Here is an 18,903-nt window from a genome sequence, read left to right as displayed (position 1 = left end):
TACAAAACAGGATAATACATATGAAAATTTCATCACTAGCGATGGCTATAATTGCCTCTACTTCCTTTTCCATAATGGCGAATGCTTCTGAATTAACAGAATTGGATGAAGTCAAACAAGAGCTTAAGGAAATTAAGCAACAGTTGGCTACAGACAAAGAAGCCAAAGATGCATCGATTAAAATCGGTGGCGCGGTACGCTTCCAATACGGCATTAAAGATTATGATGAAGATGATAAAGATCGCGGCGGAGATTTTGATTTTGATGTTTTCCGCCTAGACTTTAACGGCACTATTGGTGATATAACGTTATCCGCTCAATATCGCTGGTATCAATACATGGACGCAGTGCATCATGCATACGTTGCCTATCAGTTTGATGATAATTGGCAAGGGCAAGTAGGTATTACACAAGTCCCTTTTGGTAACCTAACGTATAATTCAAACAGCTTCTTTTTTAGTACCAATTTTTACGTCGGATTAGAAGATGATTACGATGCAGGTTTATCTTTCATTGGTGATTATGACAAGCACGATATACGCATCGCATTCTTCAAAACCGATGAGATGGGTGGCATAGATGGTTATGTCGGTGATAAAACCGGTCGCTATTCTTATGACATTGTTGGCACAAGAAATCCTGGCGAAGGAATATATGATACTCCTGAACAAGGGCTTGCTGATGATAGTACCTTTAACCTTCGTTATGCTTATAAATTTGATAATTTTGAGGTAGGCGCTTCATTATTATCAGGAGGTATTGAAGGTGAAGATGGTAATGCTGGTGATCATAATGCTTACGCAATCCATACTAAAGGCAATATAGATAATTTTGGTTTTATGTTTCAATACACTGATTATGAATATGATTTAGATGATGGCTCTGATTTTGTAACAGTTGGTGCCTATGCCTTTTACGATACTATTCCTGCATCCGCTACAATTTATAACTTGAATCTATCCTATTCTTTACCTGTAACAATAGGGCCAATTACCAACCTAACCTTTTACAACGATTATAATTTAATGACCGATAAATCAGGTGGTTTAAAGGAAGATACCGTGATGAACGTAACGGGTGTAATGGTAACATCAGGTAATTTATACACGTTAATTGATTATGCTATTGGGCAGAATCAACCGTTTATTGGAGGCAGTCTAGCCGGTGATAGTGATGAAACCAATAGTCGTTTAAATATTAACTTTGGTTATTATTTTTAACAAGACTGTTTAAATATTTCTGACTGTATTCTATCCTGAAATACAGTAACTATTTCAAGCCAATCGCGTAATCGATTGGCTTTTTCGATTTTCAGCCAGTAATATTGATGAACACTTTGTGCGCTGAGCGGAAGCTAGCAACTCGGTAATGCTAACGTCCGCTTCAAGGCTCATTGCTGTCATTGGTATTTAAGTTCTAAATGGCAACTGTGAACCTAAAGCGGTCGTTACTTACGAGTCAAAATCATCCCAACTGGCGGCCACTTAAATACGAAAGCTGATATTAGGCCGAAGGTGAATCCAATCTACATGCTTTGCTCTATAGGCTTACTGTCAATGCCGACATTTTTTAATTATCTAATTCCTTAAAAACCAGTCATAAAATAAAAATCAAGGGGGCAGAACACTTGATTACGGAACTATTTTTTTGTGAAATATTTTGTGGTGACTCGTCAGACACAGTCATCATGAATACGTCTTAAATATATTAAAGCATTCTGTTAGAATAATAGGCTATTGATTAAAGAATACCGAGCCAGCATGTCAGAATTTAAAGAATTTTCACTTTTAGAGTCAATTATTGACCGTCTTAGTCTTAAAGGCTATAAACAGCCTACACCGATCCAAAAAGAATGCATCCCAGCTCTTATTAATGGGAATGATCTTCTTGGTATAGCGCAAACAGGAACAGGAAAAACAGCGGCCTTTTCATTGCCTATTATCAATAATTTTGGACGAAATAAAATTGATATAAAAACTAAGAGCACGCGTTCGCTCATACTAACGCCCACGAGAGAGCTTGCCTCGCAAATTATGCAAAACATTGATGACTACTCTGATGGTGTAGGGCTTAAAACTAAGGTTGTTTATGGTGGTGTAGGAAGACAAGGTCAAGTTGACTCTATTGCACTTGGACTTGATATTTTAGTGGCCACCCCTGGAAGGTTATTGGATTTAATTGAAACGGGCGATATAAATTTTAAGGCGTTAGAAGTATTTGTGTTAGATGAAGCAGATACAATGCTTGATATGGGGTTCTTTAATGATGTTCAAAGCATCATATCTAAACTGCCAAAGAACCGACAAACACTATTGTTTTCAGCTACTATGCCAGCTGAAATAGAAGTACTTGCAGAAGCAATATTAACGGATCCAATAAAAATTCAAATTACTGCTGAAACAGTTACTATCGACTTGGTTAATCAAAGTGTATACCACCTTGAAAAAGCGAATAAGATACCATTACTATTTAATATATTGAAAAAACCTGACAGTGAAAAAGTTCTCATTTTTTGTAAAACAAAGTATGGCGCTGACATCATTGTTAAAGCACTGGAAAAAGCATCAATAACTGCCGCTAGTCTTCACAGTGGTAAAACACAAACAGTTAGGGAGGAAGCGTTACAAAACTTTAAAGATTCTAATCTAAGAGTATTAGTTGCAACTGATGTTGCAGCTCGTGGAATTGATGTTGATAATATTACTTTAGTCATTAACTATAACCTTCCTGAAGATCCAAGAAACTACATACACCGTATAGGACGAACTGCTCGTGCTGGGAAAAGTGGAATGGCCATTTCATTTGCTGTAGAAAATGATATAAGGCAATTAATTAATATTGAAAATAGCATAGGGCAAGTCATTCCTGTTGTTATAGAACAGCCTTTCCATCAAGAATTTTCAAAAGTGCCTAAACAAGTTAAGAAAAAGGTAAATAAAACAAATAAAACAAATAAAACAAGTAGACCGAGAACAAAAAGAAAATAGGACAGGCATAAATTAGCCAACTAAAGGTTATCAGCTAGACTACGAATATCACTTCATCTCACTATGCGTTAGTCATGCCTTTCTTTGTGGTGAATATAAGCACACTGGGCAAAGTGTTCACCCGTTGGCATCAGTTATTTAAGGGTACCTTGTTAACCCAAAAATAACTAATCAGCATCTATTCTTTCATAGAAATAAAAGATCTATTTTAGGCTCAAATATGTCGTTAGTAACTCTAAAGACCGCTTTGTGGCAATAGTGATCATGATTAACTTTAATCTAATTTAGTAATTGGTAATCTCAAATATTATGAGTAGTCCCAGATATATAAATAATTACTTTAATACGTAGTTATCTTAATAAGGGTCGCCTGAATAATAAAAAAGGAGCACTTTAATAACGTCCCCCTTTTTATTGTCTTTCCCAACTGGGCGTATACCTTATCAAATTTAAGAACTGATCCTACTCAAGTATTACTAGTTAGCTGTCCGCTCGTAAACACAAAAATCTAATTGATGGGCATTCTTTTCATCGCTGTCTCTGACATCACTAGCAATTTTGTTCCAACTTCCGTCATCATAATTAGGAAACTGGGTATCACCATCAATTGCAGCTTTAATATGAGTAATATATAAACGGTCTGCTTTTGGTAAACAATGCTCATAAATTGCGCCGCCGCCAATCACCATAATCTCGTCAGCCCCTTCACTACCGTCGCTGCCATCAACTAAAGCGAGTGCTTGTTCTACAGACGTAACGCTGTCAACTCCCTTTGCTTGGTAGTTTTCATCACGAGAAATAACAATATTACGTCGTCCTGGTAAAGGTCTACCAATGGATTCAAACGTTTTACGTCCCATGATAATAGGCTTACCTAAGGTAACCTTTTTAAAATAGGCTAAATCTGCTGGCAAGTGCCAAGGCATGTCATTATTTTTGCCAATTATATTGTTATCAGCCGTCGCAACTATCATTGATAAAATGGTCATACAAAACTCTCAAAATTATTTTCTATATTATCGCTAAAAACAAGACAAAAAAAAGCACTTGTTTATAAAAATAAACAAGTGCTTAGTATCAACATGGTATGTTATTGACGATATTCTACTTCAACATCGTAATCATCTTCATGTACCGTAAAATTTATATACTTGAGAGTATTGAAAAGAAGTAAATTCTATAATGACTTACTGCTACTCTCAACCTTTAAACAGAAATTGTCATCAATTATCAGTAAATTTAACTTACGGCTTCTGAAGAATTATCGTTTAAATTAATTAATGTTCCATTATTTAGTAAGTAAACTTTCTTAGCCATATTAATAGTTTCTTGTCTGTGGGCAATCATGACCCGAGTAATCGGTAAATGTTGTATCTGTTCACTAATCTTAGTTTCATTGTCTTTGTCTAAGTGGCTAGTTGCTTCATCCAGAAATAACACACATGGGGACTGGTAAAGCGCACGAGCTAGTAATAATCGCTGAATTTGACCACCTGAAAGATTAGAACCCATATCACCCACTAACGAGTTATATCCCATCGTCATTTTATTGATATCATCATGAATGACAGCTAACTGAGCGCATTGTTCTATTTTTAGATAATTTGGTTGGGAATCAAAAAAACTAATATTATCAGCGATAGAACCAGCTAGAAGCGTATCATCCTGCATAACAGCCGCGATGTGCTTACGATAGTTTTTAAGACCAACCAGGGTAATGTTCTTGCCATCAAGTAACACTTTACCTGAAGTAGGCTGTAATAAACCCAGCATAATCTTCATTAACGTTGTTTTACCTGATCCTGATGGACCCGTGATAGCAATCGAGTCCCCAGCTTCTAATGACAAATTAATATTATTTAATATGGGTGCTTGATCATCACTGTAACTAAAGCATATGTTTTCTAGTGTTAATTGCCCTTTCGGCTCACCGTCTTCATTATGAGAAAAAGTAGCTTCACCTTCTCGGTTAGCTTCTTGTTCAGTCAAAGCAATGTCTGCAATACGGTCAAGGTGTAAACGCATCATTTTAAATTGAATAATTTGTTCTATAAGGTTGGCAAATCGACTCGTTAATTGCCCTTTATAGGCGATAAAAGCCAATACCATGCCTACAGATAAACTGTTTGCCATTACCATGATAGCAGCAAAATAAATAACCAATACATTTTCTAAACCAAACAGTAGTTGATTAAATGATTCAAAACTAATATTTAACCGACCTAAGCGAATTTCACTATTAATAACCTCAGCATAACGGTTTTGCCAAATCCCTTGCCGTTGTGATTCATTGCCAAAAAGCTTGATAGCTTGCATACCACGAATGTTTTCTAAGAAATTAGACTGCTCCTTGGCAGAACTTTGAATCAATTCTTCAGTGGCTTGATGTAGAGGACGATATAAAGCTAAGCGAACTATTGTGTATAGGAAAATAGCGCCTAGTACAACAGCGGTAAGTTTTAAGGAATACAAAGCCATCATTATCAGTACAGTAATGGACATGAAACCATCAACTAAAGTTTCGACAAAACCTGTGGTAATTCGTTCACGTATTTGAGCAAGAGATCCAAAGCGAGAAACTATGTCTCCGATATGTCGAGACTCAAAATAACTCATCGGTAAACGTAATAAATGCCTAAGTAGATTCACGCCCATTTGCATATTGAGCAAACTGGATAGCCTTAATATCAACCAACTACGCACGGCATTAGTCACCACAGATATAATAGCAATTAATGCAAAACCCATTGCTAATACGGTAAGTAGCGGTTTATCAAAACTGATTAAAACCTCATCAACTACCCACTGCATATAATAAGGAGTCATTAACGCAAATAGTTGAAGTACCAAAGACAAACCAATTAATTTGACAAGCCCTGCCTTTATACCAGACATTGACCTCCACAATTGGGTGAACTTCATTTGTGCTTTGTTTTGTTTTACTTCAAACTTATTTGTTGGTGTGAGCTCTAAACAAATGCCAGTAAAATGCTGACTAAACTCTTCTGTGCTTAATGTTCGTTTTCCTACTGCGGGATCATTAATAGAATATTTAGCTGATTTTCCTTTTCCTGAAACCTGAGTCAGCACAACAAAGTGATTTAAGTCCCAATGTAAAATACAAGGAGTCGCTAATTTATGTACTTCCTCTATAGGGCACTGTAAAGCACGACTGGCCAATCCTAAACTATCCCCTAACTCAATGAGCTGTTGAAGGTTCATACCTTTTAAATTGGCAGAAAAATGCTTACGCATAGCTGGCATATCAAGTTGATGACCATGATAACTTGCTACCATAGCCATGGAAGCTAAACCACATTCAGCTATTTCTGATTGTAGGATTAAAGGTACGCCCTTATATATTGAAAAACTTAAAGTACTTTGTTCAGAGTTTGAATTTGTCATAAAATAATATCAAGCCACCATTAATTTAAAAGTAAGGTAGTTAATGTCAAAGTATTGAATAGCGCATGTATATTAATGGTGTAACAGGTGTTATTGCTTTTATAACGAACAAAGCCCAGCAGTAAGCCAAAAGAAAGTAGCATAAGGAAAGTAATAACATGTTCATATTGGCTATGAATAGTGGTAAAAACAAACGCAGTGAGTAGTAATGCCCCTATATTACCCAATTTAGTTTGTGCTACCTTACTAAATAACCAGCCTCTGAAAATCAACTCTTCCATAATCGGTACAACTAAGCAAAGAGTAAACAATATTAATATAATCATATCGGTGCTATTGCTAGCTGCTTTGATGTCTAGCATAAACTGTTCTTCAGGGATTTTAATCCACCACCCTAAAATTGAAGATATAAACCAAAAAGAAAAACCAACAACTGTCCACTTAGCTACTTCACTTACACCCATGACTTTAACAGCCCAAAAATCAAAACGCTCCGACCAAGTTTCAGCTTTAGTTGCTTTTATTAATAAAGAAATTGTTATTAAAGGTGATATTAACGACAAAGTTAACAATACAGAGATTGTCATATACCAAACATCAAAAGCACTTGTGGTAAATTTTTCACCTTGCCATACACCAAAAAACATTCCAGATAGAAAACCTAAAATAATTTGAGGTAGAAATAAGAGTGTAGCTAACCAAAGAACTGTTTTCACTAATAAATTTGATTTCGACTCCGTCGCCTTCTCAACTCCTTGCTCATTAATTGCTTTGGTTGTCATGTTTAATTCCGTATCTGCTGTTTATTGGGATGAATAAAAATCAAGTTTCAAATAACTTTAAGACTCTACTGCCCCCTAACGGTCAATCTATAATTGAAATTAACGCTGTCCATATAGTGTAAAGACTATTGATCTATTTTCTGATTATTATTGCGCTAGTTGGGATTGCTTAGAATTCGAGTAAGAAATATAAACAAATAATAATTAAAAAATCTGGAATAGGTGTGGGGTTACATTGGATTTAGTCCAAGATTGCCCCTAAGATATGTGCTGCTAAATTGTTAAATGCATGTATCAAAAAAACAATCATAAACCTTATTTTTGTTTCCTCGTTTCTTGTTTCTTGATATGACAGACAACTTATAATAAATAAAGGTAAAACTATGATCCCCCAGATCCAATCAATCATGCTATGAAAACTGGCAAATATTAAGCCAGAGGTAATTGCTGACCTTTTCAAACTCAAAAACATATCAAAAAAATAGATAATAATAACTAACAAAATAGATTCAATGAAAGGTACTATTAATACATCGAAAAACACATTAACAAATCCACTATCAGTTCGAGATACCTCATAATTTAAGAGATTTAAAAAATGAAAAAAATATAAAACACAACTTGATAGGAAAAAAGATATTAAAAATTTACGAAAACAAAATAGTAAAATATTCTTAGGATCTGATAATTTCACAGAATTACTCGTTGCAATAGTCACTTAAAGAATATGCTTTATAAAAGCAAATCCTTTGAGTGACTGGTGATTAAGAAATAAGAACGCTAATACATAGATCTTCTAAAACGTCCTCCATTATATGCCCAACGCCCAGCTGCTTCCCGATTGCTCCAAGCATAACCTGCTGTATAATCAATCAGTTTACCCATAAGGTAATCTCTAAAAAAACCACCACCACTTACTGCTTTTATTTCATTTACGTTTAATTCACGCATAATGTTATACTCCATATATCCGATATTTAATTTCGGGTTATTGATTTGCAAATCCTAATTCATAGGCTTGCGATTAATAGGCTGGCTTTAGTTGTTCTCGCTAAAGTTTCACTAAAGTCAGCCGCTCTATTTTCCAGCAAGGTTAATGCTATTAAAAAACTCCTCATCAGAAAAATTCTCTTTATATTCAAGATTAACTTACTCGACCTTTTAAACTGTAAATAGGCTCTAATATCCACTCAATTAACGTTCGCTGCTCTAGCATAATGTCTGCTTCAAATAGCATACCGCTTTTTAAATCAAATGCTTTACCAAACGCTTGCATTTGTTGTTGATTTAATTTTGCACGTAACCGATAAACAGGCTCTTGTAATGAAATAGGCAGTTGCACTTCATTTGGCGATATCAATGTTTGGTCAATGCGGATAATTTCACTGTTGATAAAACCGAAACGCTGATAAGGAAAAGCGTCAAAACGCAGACGGGTATTATTGCCAATTTGAATAAAACCAGCAGAGCGTGTTGGCAGTAACAACTCAGCAATCAGCTCTGAGCCTTCAGGTAATATGTGTAATAGCGGTTTAGCTTGCGCTTTTGATTGCGATAAGGTTTCACCTTCGACTACTTGAATCCCTGTTACAACCCCGTTATTACTTGCGGTGACGGTGTATTTATAATTACTCGCTACTTGGGCTAATTGACGTTGAAGATCTGCTTGTTGGCGCTTAAGGTTGTTAATACGTAAAGTATATTGCTGAGGAATATTTTTAATATTAAAGGCAAGCTGGTTTAATTGGTTTTGATGCTGAAGCAACAGACGGGCTATATTTTGTTTTTCTTGTTTAGCTTCAAGTAGTGCTTGCTGTTGGCGATCTTTTTCTAAGTTAGATACATAACCATTTTTGTTAAGTTGATTGAAATCTAACTGTTGCTCACTCAACAGCGTTAACTTTTCATCAGCCAATGCTAGCTGATTTTCCAGTGCAACTTTTTCATTATCTAACGCTATATTTTGAGCGTGGAGATTAGATAATTCTTGTATTTTCAACGTTTTATGTTGCGATATTTCATCAATCAGTAAATTTTCTTGAGCATTCAGTTGTTCGGCAAGTTGTGTGCTTAAATCAATACCATTGCTATTATTTTGTTGAACGATAATAGTCGCAAGTGATTGACCTTTAACAACCTTGTCACCTTCTTTTACCCACAATTTTTCTATGGTACCGCCTTGGTTAGCAAAACTTTTAATAACACCTTTATTTGGCATTAAAAAACCACGGACGGTTTCTTTACGGGAGTATTCGGCACTAAAAAGGAAAGTAACAATGGCAATAGCAACTGATACTAAAATCAATACAGTTAGTTTGATAGATAACGGTTGAGCTAAGGTAATAGCACCTGTTAAACGCTCACTTTGATGGGAAATAGCTTCCTTTCTAAACAGTGATATATCAATTCCTTTGAATATGTAGTCGATAAAGTTACATCTATTAAAAAACCTCGTCTAGTTATCATATTAGCTAAAAATAAATATAAATAAAGCTAGATCTACAGAAAACTAAAACTTGTATATAAAGTTATTTAGTATCAATAACTTAAAATAACAAATATAGTTAAGCATTTAAAAACGATCCTCAAGTCGATTTAAATCAGAGTTAGACAAGACAAAAAAAAGCACTTGTTTATAAAAATAAACAAGTGCTTAGTATCAACATGGTATGTTATTGACGATATTCTACTTCAACATCGTAATCATCTTCATCCCAGTCGTCATCATCTAGGTCGTCATCTTGAGAATGAGCAGCGATAGTTTCTTCATGGTAAGTATCCCATTTAAACTCAACGGTTTTACCATCAATCACTTCTTCTTCTTCAGGCGGTAATTCTTCAATAAAGGTCATCACTTTTTGTGTTAACTCTTTAGTACCTGAACGATTAAAGGCAGAAATGCTATGCACCTCACCTTTCCAATCAAGACCGGCTATAATAGCATCAGTAATTTCTTTCGCTTCTTCTTCAAGTACTAAATCAAGTTTATTGAAGACAACCCAACGAGGCTTTCCTGCCAGTTTTTCATTATGCTGTTCTAGCTCGCTGATAATTACTTTAGCGTTCTCTAATGGGTCTGATCCATCAACAGGCATAATATCAATAACGTGTAATAATATACGACAACGTTCAAGATGCTTTAAGAACTGTGTTCCTAAACCTGCACCGTCAGCTGCACCTTCGATAATTCCTGGAATATCAGCAATAACAAAACTACGCTGTGTATCTAAACGTACTACACCTAAATTAGGTACTAAGGTAGTAAATGGGTAATCAGCTACTTTCGGTGTTGCTGCTGAAACGCTACGTATTAACGTAGATTTACCTGCATTAGGTAGACCTAATAGGCCAACATCAGCAAGTAACAATAATTCAAGTTTAAGGCTGCGAATTTCACCTGGTGTACCATCAGTTCTTTGACGAGGTGAACGGTTAGTACTACTTTTAAAACGTAAATTACCTAAACCATGCCAGCCGCCTTTAGCAACAAGCATCTTTTGGCCTTTATAGGTTAAATCACCGATTTGCTCACCCGTATCTTGATCGACAGCGCGTGTTCCAACAGGTACTTTTAATACTAAGTCCTCAGAACCTTTACCCGTACAATTTTGCGGTTGACCATTTTGGCCACGTTTAGCACGATGAAAACGTTCAAAACGGTAATCTATTAAGGTATTTAAGCCTTCGTCAGCCATTAAATAAACATCGCCGCCATCGCCGCCATCACCACCATTAGGGCCGCCATACTCAATAAATTTTTCTTTACGGAAACTGACACAGCCGTTGCCGCCATCACCCGCTTCAACTCTGATCTCAACTTCATCAACAAATTTCATGGAATCTCAATAACCCTAATATGGTAATTCTTGTACGATTATGACTAGTATAAACTATTTTTGACCGACTAAAAATGAATCTCTACTCAGTCAAAAAAAAACTAAAAAAAAACCTCGCTATGAAGCGAGGTTTTTATAAATCGAAGTTTATATTAGTCAGCAATGATGCTAACAAACTTACGACTCTTTGGACCTTTAACTTCAAATTGTACTTTACCGTCAGATAAAGCAAATAAAGTATGATCTTTACCGATACCCATGTTGCTACCAGCGTGGAAACGAGTACCACGTTGACGAACAATTATGTTACCAGCTAAAACAGATTCGCCACCAAAACGCTTAACACCTAGGCGTTTTGCTTCTGAATCGCGACCATTTCGAGTACTACCCGCAGCTTTCTTATGTGCCATGTCTAAATGCTCCTATTAGCCGTTAATACCAGTAATCTTCACTTCAGTGAACCATTGACGATGGCCCGCTTGTTTACGTGAATGCTTACGACGTTTAAATTTAACGATAGTAATTTTAGGAGCACGAGCTTGTGTAACAACCTCAGCAACTACTTTACCACCAGCAACGTAAGGCGCGCCTACATTGATGTTATCGCCATTAGCGATCATTAAAACGTTATCAAATTCTACTGTTGCGCCTACTTCAAGCTCAAGCTTTTCTAGACGAACTGTTTGTCCTTCGGTTACACGATGCTGTTTACCACCGCTTTGGAATACCGCGTACATAGCTACTCCGTACTGCGTCATTATATATGTGACGCTAATTTTAAAAAATATAGGTCGCGAATTCTACTCGAAGAATCTGCCAAGGGCAAGTCTAATAACGATCATTTATTAACTTTATCGACCATTTATGCTTTTTAATTACTTTTACGCTAAGAAATTAGAACAAAGCTACCGGAAAGCTACTTTTGCCTAAAATTTAGTGTAAACTTTGCCGTATCAACTAATTGAATACATTTGATTATTAACTAGTCAATATAGCTAAAGATAAAGTGGTATGGGCAATAAAGAAAATATTAAAGCAATACAGGCATTAGCGCAAAGCGATATGACAGCAGTAAATGATCTTATTTATGATCAATTACAATCTGATGTCGCACTCATTAATCAACTTGGTATATATATTGTTAACGGTGGCGGCAAACGTATGCGCCCTATGTTAACAGTTTTAGCTGCTAGAGCATTCGCATACCAAGGTGACAAACATTGGGAAATTGCGGCAATTATTGAGTTTATTCATACTGCAACCTTACTTCATGATGATGTCGTCGATGAGTCAAATATGCGTCGTGGCAGAGAAACCGCCAATGCTTTATTTGGTAATAGCGCCAGCGTATTAGTCGGTGACTTTCTTTATACCCGCTCTTTCCAAATGATGACTAAATTGGGTGATATGCGCATTATGGATATTTTATCTGAGGCCACTAATATAGTTGCTGAAGGTGAAGTATTGCAGTTAATGAACTGCAATGATGCAAGCACCACCGAAGAAAGTTATATGCAGGTCATTTATTGCAAGACAGCTAAATTGTTTGAAGCCGCAACACGCCTTGCTGCCGTCATAGCGAAGCAAGATACTAAAATAGAACAAGCCATGGCTGATTATGGTAAGTATTTAGGTACAGCATTCCAGTTAGTTGATGACATCATGGACTATACCGCTGATGCTAAAGAAATGGGCAAAAATGTCGGTGATGATCTTGCTGAAGGTAAACCCACGTTACCATTAATATATGCCATGAAGCACGGTAACGATGCCCAACAGAAATTAATAAAAGAAGCTATTGAGCTTGGTAATGGCATGGATAACCTTGAGTTGATTCTGGAAGCGATGGAAGAAACAGGTTCTTTACGTTATACACAGAAACAAGCTGAAATTGAAGCTGACAAAGCCATTAAGGCACTCAACATCATTGCAGATGGTGAACACAAACAAGCGCTTATTTCTTTAGCACATATCGCTGCTAACCGAAGCCATTAAACTGTAATCACCCTGAATTAATTATGTTAATTCGCACTCAAAATTAGCACATAAAAAAAACGCTGTTATCAATCGATAACAGCGTTTTTTATTGTCGGTTTTACGGCTGCTTAGCTAGCCATAAAATCAACACCTTCTTGAATATCTTTTTTCAAGGTAGCAAGCATGTCTTCTTTAGCTTTTTGTTCAAAAGCACTTAACTCACCGTAAGGTAAAATTTCACTTACACCGTTAACACCTAAACGTACAGGTTGTGCGAAAAATTGTGCATCTGCACCGTTACCTTCAACGTAAGCGTAATCTACAACATCTTCACCTTGTAGACCTTTAACTAAAGACATACAAAAACGTGCTGCTGCTGCGCCCATTGAAAGTGTAGCAGAACCGCCACCCGCTTTTGCTTCAACTACTTCAGTACCTGCATTTTGAATGCGAGGAGTAAGTGCTGCAACTTCTTCATCTGAGAAAGTAGCACCTTCAACTTGAGATAGTAATGGTAAAATAGTTGTGCCTGAGTGACCACCAATAACTGGTACTTTAACAGTAGCAACATCTAAGCCTTTAAGTTCAGCAACAAAAGCTTCACTGCGGATAACATCTAATGTAGTAACACCGAAAAGACGAGCTGCATCATAAGTACCCGCTTTCTTGAATACTTCAGCAACAATTGGAACAGTACCGTTAACTGGGTTAGTAATTACACCTACCAACGCTTTAGGACAGCTAGCAACAATGCCTTCAGCCAATACTTTAATAATACCAGCATTTACGTTGAATAAATCAGCACGGTCCATACCTGGCTTACGTGGCATACCTGCTGGGATTAAAACGATATCAGCACCTGTTAACGCACCGTTAAGGTCGTCACGACCAAAACCAGCAACTTTAACGTCAGTTGGGATGTGTGATAAATCTACAGCAACACCTGGAACAACAGGCGCAACATCATATAAAGATAACTCAGAACCTGCTGGTAATTGAGTTTTTAATAATAATGATAATGCTTGACCAATACCGCCTGCGGCGCCTAAAACAGCTACTTTCATGTGATTTCTCCGAAACTAAGTGGGTTTAATTATTGTAAAATTTGTTACTAAAATATTATTCGAGTAAATACGTTAATTTTTTGCTGACCAAAAGATATAGCATAAGCAAGTAAAAAACAATTGTTATACTCTATTACTCAGATATTAACTTTCAGTATTCTGATGCGATGACGTATACTATCTTTATTTATACTGATTACAAACGCCACTTTAGTCTACTACAGGGTTGATTACGCATTATGAGCGGTTTACAAAAACAAGAAGCACTCGTACAAGAATTTAAAGATTTACTTAAACAAGAACAGTTTGGCTCCCAAGGTGAAATCGTTGATGCACTCAAAGCCAATGGCTTTGACAATATCAGTCAATCAAAAATATCTCGTATGCTCAGTAAGTTTGGCGCAGTAAGAACGAGAAATGCTCGCCAAGAGATGGTCTATTGTTTACCTGCTGAACTAGGCGTACCTACCGCACAAAGTCCTCTTAAGCAGCTAGTGTTAGAAATAGAACATAACGAGGTTATGATCATCATTCAAACTAGCCCTGGTGCTGCGCAATTAATTGCCAGACTACTTGATAGTTTGAGTAAAAGTGATGGCGTACTTGGTACTATTGCTGGTGATGATACAATTTTCATTGCGCCTAGCGATGTCAGTAAAATTAACGAAACCATCAAAAAATTAGAACAACTCTTCTCTAAAAACTTAACCTAAACTCTATTTAAACGGAGCTTAGGTTACTTAGGACTTTCTTTATACTTCCTAGCAACGCTTGTCCTGTAACAGGCTTAGGCATATGTAAGTTCATTCCCGCCGCTAGGCTTAGCTGTTTATCTTCTTCTCGGGCATGAGCTGTCATAGCAATGATGGGTAAATACTGATAGTTACTTTGCGCTCTAATATGTTTAGCAGCGGTGAGTCCATCCATAATCGGCATTTGAATATCCATTAACACGACATCAAAATCTTGCTCTGCTAACAGATCTAAAGCCTCTTGACCATTATCAGCTATAGTCACTTTAGCCTGCATGTTCAATAACAACTCTTTAGCGACTAATTGGTTAACTAAATTGTCTTCCACCAATAAAACTGACACGTCTTGTAGATTTTGCTCATCATGAGTAATTACACCGTCTTGCCTATTAGTGGTTTCTGTTATTTTGGTTACTATCTCTTGATAACCCTGAGGATTATCAGCGGTTCCTCTTAAATTTCCCCCCTGTTGTGCTAAATGCTCGACTTTATAAAATAATGCTTGTGATATTTGGTCAAGCGCATAACGAAACAAAGGCATATCAACTAATAGATAAGGAACAGACAGTTGATCTAAATAGTTACAAGTGTTGTTGCTCAATTGAGTTAAGGCCGGCTGACACAAACAGAGTAATCTAAACTCCGTTAAAGGTACTATTAACTCTTGATCACTTTGTTGCTTAACAAAGTCTGCTTCACCGATAAGTAAGATACTATTTTCTGCAATATCTAACTGACATAAAGCTTCAACACTACTAACGGTATGCAACAGCCAATTCATTTTAGCAATACTTTGAGTAAAGCTAGCTGAGAGTGTTTGACCAACCGCATAAATAGTAATGTCAGAGAGTAAGGGCTGACTTAGCTCGGCAGGTAAACTAGTTATAAACTCTTCTGTAACTTGTTGAGCTTTATTATTCACTCTTGCTGAGCCTTGCTGATCCAACATATCAAGTTGAACTATTTGAAATGGCAATACAAAGCTAAGCTCACTGCCTTGCCCTAATTGGCTAGTCAGTTTTATCTTACCGCCTAGTAGCTTAATAATTTGTTGGCAAATGGATAGGCCTAAGCCTGACCCACCGTATTTTCGGGTCATCGATTCATCTGCTTGACTAAAGGCGTTAAACAAATGACTTTGATTATTACTAGCAATACCGATACCAGTATCGCTCATTCGAAAGCGTAATTTAGCCACGGTATCATCTATAGAAAGCACATCAATAGTTAACTTAATCTGGCCTTGTTCAGTAAACTTGATAGCATTATTGAATAAATTAGCTAGCACTTGAACTAGACGCATTTCATCACTAATTACATTGCTAGGCACGTCTGCACTCATATCAACAATTATCTTAACGCGTTGATGATCGACATTGGTGATATTGAGTTTTAACGCCTTATTAATAATGATTGGTAAGTTAACAGCATCTTGGCTGACAATCATTTTACCCGCTTCTATTTTAGATAAATCCAACAATTCATCAACAAGATGAAGCAAGGTTGATGAGGCACTTTGCGCATTCACTAAATAATGTTGCTGACGAGTATCTAGAGAGGTATGAGCTAATAAGTCCATCATGCCTTGCATGGCATTGATTGGTGTTCTAACTTCATGGCTCATATTTGCAAGAAACTGAATCTTCACTCTGTTGGCATACTCGGCTTGATCTCTTGCTTTTACCAGTGCTGATTGTGTTGTCTGCTGTAACGTTACGTCTTGAAAAATACTGATAGAGCCGAGAATATTACCTTGTTCATCGGTAAACTGATTACAAAAGCCTTGATAGATAAACTCCCCGGCTTCAATCAATGCTTGCTGAGGGTAAACATTCTTATTCAGAGCATTTAAAATTTTAATTTCTTCCGCCAAAAGAACAGGCATAAAGTTGGCCGAGTTAATCCCTAACATTTGTTCTACAGAATGATTAGCCAAGCGTTCAAAAGCCTTATTACACCCCATTAACAAGCCGTTGGGGTCATTGAACACAATCAATTCTGGGATGGCATTCATCACCGATCGCAAGAGCGCATAATCACGTTGATGCTTAGCACTTGTTTCCTGTAGCGCTTTAGTTTTTTCAATGACACGACTATCTAACACATCATTCTGCTCGGTCAGTTGTAATAATAAACTACGGTTCTGAGCAAATATATCTTCAACCACTTGAAACCAATGCAACCAATCTGCTGCAGGGGCAACCTTACCTGGATCTCCTTCAGCACAGTATTCAATATGACTTATAAATTCAGTAGTTGGTTTGATAAAGGTACGCTTTGTCATGGTATTAACTAGCATAAGAAAGGCTAATAAGCCGATAAATAGCATCGCAAAAACAAAAATAAAATCACTATACTGAGGCGCTGAAAAATCCTCATACTTTTGATACTTGAGTAAGGTCCAACCATTAGCCGTGAGCTGCTGTTTTTCAATAAACCAATCACCTAAGCGCTCGGTATCACCTATTGTAGTTAATTGCTTAGCACTGAGATATTGGAGTGATTCAGGTAACAGGTCTTGCCAAGAAGCACGGTAGCTTAACGACTCTTTCCCCAGCCGTTTTGAAAGTAAAATATCATTATTTTCATTATATAAAACAAACCCCTGACTGCTTAATTCTAATTCAGGCAAACTGGCATGCAAACGTGATAAATTGATATCAATAACTACTGAGCCTAACAACTTATCCTGATGAAATACACCTGTACCTAATGAAGCATTCATACCGCCGCCCGCAGCATCTAGATAAGGAGGAGACCATATAACACGATTGTTTTTTGCCGTTAATACTTGCATGGCTTTATTATGTTGGCTAGCTAGGGCTTTTTCACTAAATTGCCATATTTCGCGGTCAACCCACGGGTATATATTCACAAAATTATCCAAAGAAATATAATAAAACCATGTTGCTTCTTTTAGGATATTTTGCGCAGCAATAAATGCAGGAGTCAGTGAATTAGCCATGGCAATTTCTTGTTTTTTAAGCTTTCCAAAATTGCTTACTTGTCCTATGCCTGTAATATTACTACTCAAGCGTTTACCCTGCTTAATAACATCATGCAGAGGTTTATTTAAATAAAACAGGTTTTCTTGTTGTGACAAGGAAGGCATGGGAATGTTTATTTCATTAGGGTGCTTCAGAATATATTCGGCAAGCTCTTGTATGCCAACTACCGCTTGGACACTCTGCTCTAACATAAAATTTAGCTGTTGAGCTTCTTGCTGGAGCTCGATCAAACTTTGTTTTTTATGCTGTGAAATTTGATTGAAATAACGTACTGAGGCGGCTGAGAAGGCAATAAGAATGATGACAATAAAGGCAACTACAAGAGTGATATTATAGCGCCTAAAAACTGTATTTATACCCGCTTGGTAATACACTAAAACGCCTTAACTTTTTGTTTATATAACTAGATAACTTGATAAGTTAAAGCAGTCATCTAATTTAAACAAGCGTTAAACAAGGAAAAGTAACGTATTTAACCCCGCCACTTTTCCAAACCTATTAACAAACTATAAATTCTCTTCTGCAAATGAAGCAAGCCTACTACGTACCACACCGTTTAAGTTAACCGTAGCTGAGCCTGGAAAGTCTTTAAAACGCTCGACAATATAAGTTAGCCCAGAAGTTACTGCGGTCAAATAGTTACTATCAATTTGCGCCAAATTTCCCGAGCAAACCAGTTTAGTTCCTTCACCACAGCGAGTGATAATGGTTTTTAGCTGAGCCGCCGTTAAATTTTGACACTCATCAAGCAGTACCAGAGCATTTTGAATACTACGCCCACGCATAAAGTTCACTGACTTAAATTGGATATTGGCTTTATCCATAATGTAGTTCAAGCTGCCATGCATACTTTCATCTTGTTGATGTAACACTTCGAGTGAATCAGTGATTGCGGCGAGCCAAGGCGCCATTTTCTCTTCTTCCGTACCAGGTAAAAAGCCAATGGACTCTGCAATTTCAGGGGTACTGCGCGTAACAATTATTTTGTCATAAAGACCACGTTCTATTACTTGTTCTAACGCCGAAGCTAAGGCTAACAAGCTTTTAGGGTGTGCTAAAATTCAATTGATAGAGACCGAGTGATAAATAAAA

At 36.8% G+C, this 18,903-nt stretch carries 14 protein-coding genes and 1 pseudogene; 4 read left to right on the top strand and 11 right to left on the bottom strand.

All coding sequences use genetic code 11. The annotated features are described in order from the left end of the window. Positions 1 to 20: 20 nt before the first annotated feature. Both ESZ36_RS08330 and ESZ36_RS08325 read left to right on the top strand, forming a co-directional pair. Positions 21 to 1,220 carry a porin gene (locus ESZ36_RS08330; protein ID WP_146786242.1) on the top strand — a complete coding sequence of 400 codons (1,200 nt, stop codon included), beginning with the start codon at positions 21 to 23 and terminating at the stop codon, positions 1,218 to 1,220. Positions 1,221 to 1,760: 540 nt separating this feature from the next. Then, positions 1,761 to 2,987, top strand: coding sequence for a DEAD/DEAH box helicase (locus ESZ36_RS08325; protein ID WP_146786239.1), 1,227 nt, complete (start codon positions 1,761 to 1,763; stop codon positions 2,985 to 2,987). Between the two features lie 476 nt (positions 2,988 to 3,463). On the opposite strand, the gene folA is transcribed toward ESZ36_RS08325, so the two are convergent. The 8 genes from folA to rplU all read right to left on the bottom strand — a co-directional run bounded on the left by folA (position 3,464) and on the right by rplU (position 11,747). Next, positions 3,464 to 3,976: a type 3 dihydrofolate reductase gene (folA, locus tag ESZ36_RS08320; protein ID WP_146786236.1), complete on the bottom strand. Its 513-nt coding sequence runs from the start codon at positions 3,974 to 3,976 to the stop codon at positions 3,464 to 3,466. Between the two features lie 250 nt (positions 3,977 to 4,226). Then, positions 4,227 to 6,392 carry a peptidase domain-containing ABC transporter gene (locus ESZ36_RS08315; protein WP_146786233.1) on the bottom strand — a complete coding sequence of 722 codons (2,166 nt, stop codon included), beginning with the start codon at positions 6,390 to 6,392 and terminating at the stop codon, positions 4,227 to 4,229. Between the two features lie 20 nt (positions 6,393 to 6,412). Beyond that, complete coding sequence (locus tag ESZ36_RS08310; protein WP_146786230.1) at positions 6,413 to 7,174, bottom strand: CPBP family intramembrane glutamic endopeptidase; 762 nt, start codon at positions 7,172 to 7,174, stop codon at positions 6,413 to 6,415. A 780-nt stretch (positions 7,175 to 7,954) separates the two neighbouring features. After that, the gene (locus ESZ36_RS22495; protein WP_170235805.1) at positions 7,955 to 8,125 is read right to left on the bottom strand and encodes a hypothetical protein; all 171 of its coding nucleotides are present in this window, start codon (positions 8,123 to 8,125) and stop codon (positions 7,955 to 7,957) included. Between the two features lie 193 nt (positions 8,126 to 8,318). Further along, positions 8,319 to 9,479: a beta-barrel domain-containing protein gene (locus tag ESZ36_RS08305; protein WP_246129027.1), complete on the bottom strand. Its 1,161-nt coding sequence runs from the start codon at positions 9,477 to 9,479 to the stop codon at positions 8,319 to 8,321. 367 nt (positions 9,480 to 9,846) lie between these two features. After that, positions 9,847 to 11,010, bottom strand: coding sequence for an Obg family GTPase CgtA (gene cgtA / locus ESZ36_RS08300; RefSeq protein WP_011045239.1), 1,164 nt, complete (start codon positions 11,008 to 11,010; stop codon positions 9,847 to 9,849). A 152-nt stretch (positions 11,011 to 11,162) separates the two neighbouring features. After that, the gene (rpmA, locus tag ESZ36_RS08295) at positions 11,163 to 11,420 is read right to left on the bottom strand and encodes a 50S ribosomal protein L27 (protein WP_011045240.1); all 258 of its coding nucleotides are present in this window, start codon (positions 11,418 to 11,420) and stop codon (positions 11,163 to 11,165) included. 15 nt (positions 11,421 to 11,435) lie between these two features. Continuing rightward, positions 11,436 to 11,747 (bottom strand): 50S ribosomal protein L21, encoded by a 312-nt coding sequence (gene rplU / locus ESZ36_RS08290; protein WP_011045241.1) that lies wholly within the window; start codon positions 11,745 to 11,747, stop codon positions 11,436 to 11,438. Between the two features lie 274 nt (positions 11,748 to 12,021). Between rplU and ispB the strand changes: the two genes are divergently transcribed. Next, positions 12,022 to 13,005, top strand: a complete 984-nt coding sequence (gene ispB / locus ESZ36_RS08285; RefSeq protein ID WP_146786224.1) for an octaprenyl diphosphate synthase — start codon at positions 12,022 to 12,024, stop codon at positions 13,003 to 13,005. A gap of 110 nt (positions 13,006 to 13,115) precedes the next feature. Here ispB and mdh read toward each other — a convergent pair whose 3' ends face one another. Continuing rightward, positions 13,116 to 14,051: a malate dehydrogenase gene (mdh, locus tag ESZ36_RS08280; protein WP_011045243.1), complete on the bottom strand. Its 936-nt coding sequence runs from the start codon at positions 14,049 to 14,051 to the stop codon at positions 13,116 to 13,118. A 239-nt stretch (positions 14,052 to 14,290) separates the two neighbouring features. On the opposite strand from mdh, the gene argR reads away from it, so the two are divergent. Beyond that, positions 14,291 to 14,764 (top strand): transcriptional regulator ArgR, encoded by a 474-nt coding sequence (argR, locus tag ESZ36_RS08275; RefSeq protein ID WP_011045244.1) that lies wholly within the window; start codon positions 14,291 to 14,293, stop codon positions 14,762 to 14,764. A gap of 7 nt (positions 14,765 to 14,771) precedes the next feature. On the opposite strand, the gene ESZ36_RS08270 is transcribed toward argR, so the two are convergent. Together ESZ36_RS08270 and ESZ36_RS08265 are read right to left on the bottom strand one after the other, a co-directional pair. After that, positions 14,772 to 18,185: an ATP-binding protein gene (locus ESZ36_RS08270; protein ID WP_146786221.1), complete on the bottom strand. Its 3,414-nt coding sequence runs from the start codon at positions 18,183 to 18,185 to the stop codon at positions 14,772 to 14,774. A 132-nt stretch (positions 18,186 to 18,317) separates the two neighbouring features. Next, positions 18,318 to 18,857: pseudogene (locus ESZ36_RS08265) on the bottom strand (PhoH family protein); the annotation flags it as partial. Positions 18,858 to 18,903: the final 46 nt, after the last annotated feature.

It is taken from the genome of Colwellia demingiae (assembly GCF_007954275.1).
Taxonomy (GTDB): Bacteria; Pseudomonadota; Gammaproteobacteria; order Enterobacterales; family Alteromonadaceae; genus Colwellia; species Colwellia demingiae.
Note: the sequence above shows the minus strand (reverse complement) of the source record. Positions and strands in the feature narration are given on the sequence as shown.

Coding starts and splice junctions, on each gene's coding strand:
- ESZ36_RS08330 (WP_146786242.1), top strand. CDS start 21: ATGAAAATTTCATCACTAGCGATGGCTATAATTGCCTCTACTTCCTTT.
- ESZ36_RS08325 (WP_146786239.1), top strand. CDS start 1,761: ATGTCAGAATTTAAAGAATTTTCACTTTTAGAGTCAATTATTGACCGT.
- folA (WP_146786236.1), bottom strand. CDS start 3,976: ATGACCATTTTATCAATGATAGTTGCGACGGCTGATAACAATATAATT.
- ESZ36_RS08315 (WP_146786233.1), bottom strand. CDS start 6,392: ATGACAAATTCAAACTCTGAACAAAGTACTTTAAGTTTTTCAATATAT.
- ESZ36_RS08310 (WP_146786230.1), bottom strand. CDS start 7,174: ATGACAACCAAAGCAATTAATGAGCAAGGAGTTGAGAAGGCGACGGAG.
- ESZ36_RS22495 (WP_170235805.1), bottom strand. CDS start 8,125: ATGCGTGAATTAAACGTAAATGAAATAAAAGCAGTAAGTGGTGGTGGT.
- cgtA (WP_011045239.1), bottom strand. CDS start 11,010: ATGAAATTTGTTGATGAAGTTGAGATCAGAGTTGAAGCGGGTGATGGC.
- rpmA (WP_011045240.1), bottom strand. CDS start 11,420: ATGGCACATAAGAAAGCTGCGGGTAGTACTCGAAATGGTCGCGATTCA.
- rplU (WP_011045241.1), bottom strand. CDS start 11,747: ATGTACGCGGTATTCCAAAGCGGTGGTAAACAGCATCGTGTAACCGAA.
- ispB (WP_146786224.1), top strand. CDS start 12,022: ATGGGCAATAAAGAAAATATTAAAGCAATACAGGCATTAGCGCAAAGC.
- mdh (WP_011045243.1), bottom strand. CDS start 14,051: ATGAAAGTAGCTGTTTTAGGCGCCGCAGGCGGTATTGGTCAAGCATTA.
- argR (WP_011045244.1), top strand. CDS start 14,291: ATGAGCGGTTTACAAAAACAAGAAGCACTCGTACAAGAATTTAAAGAT.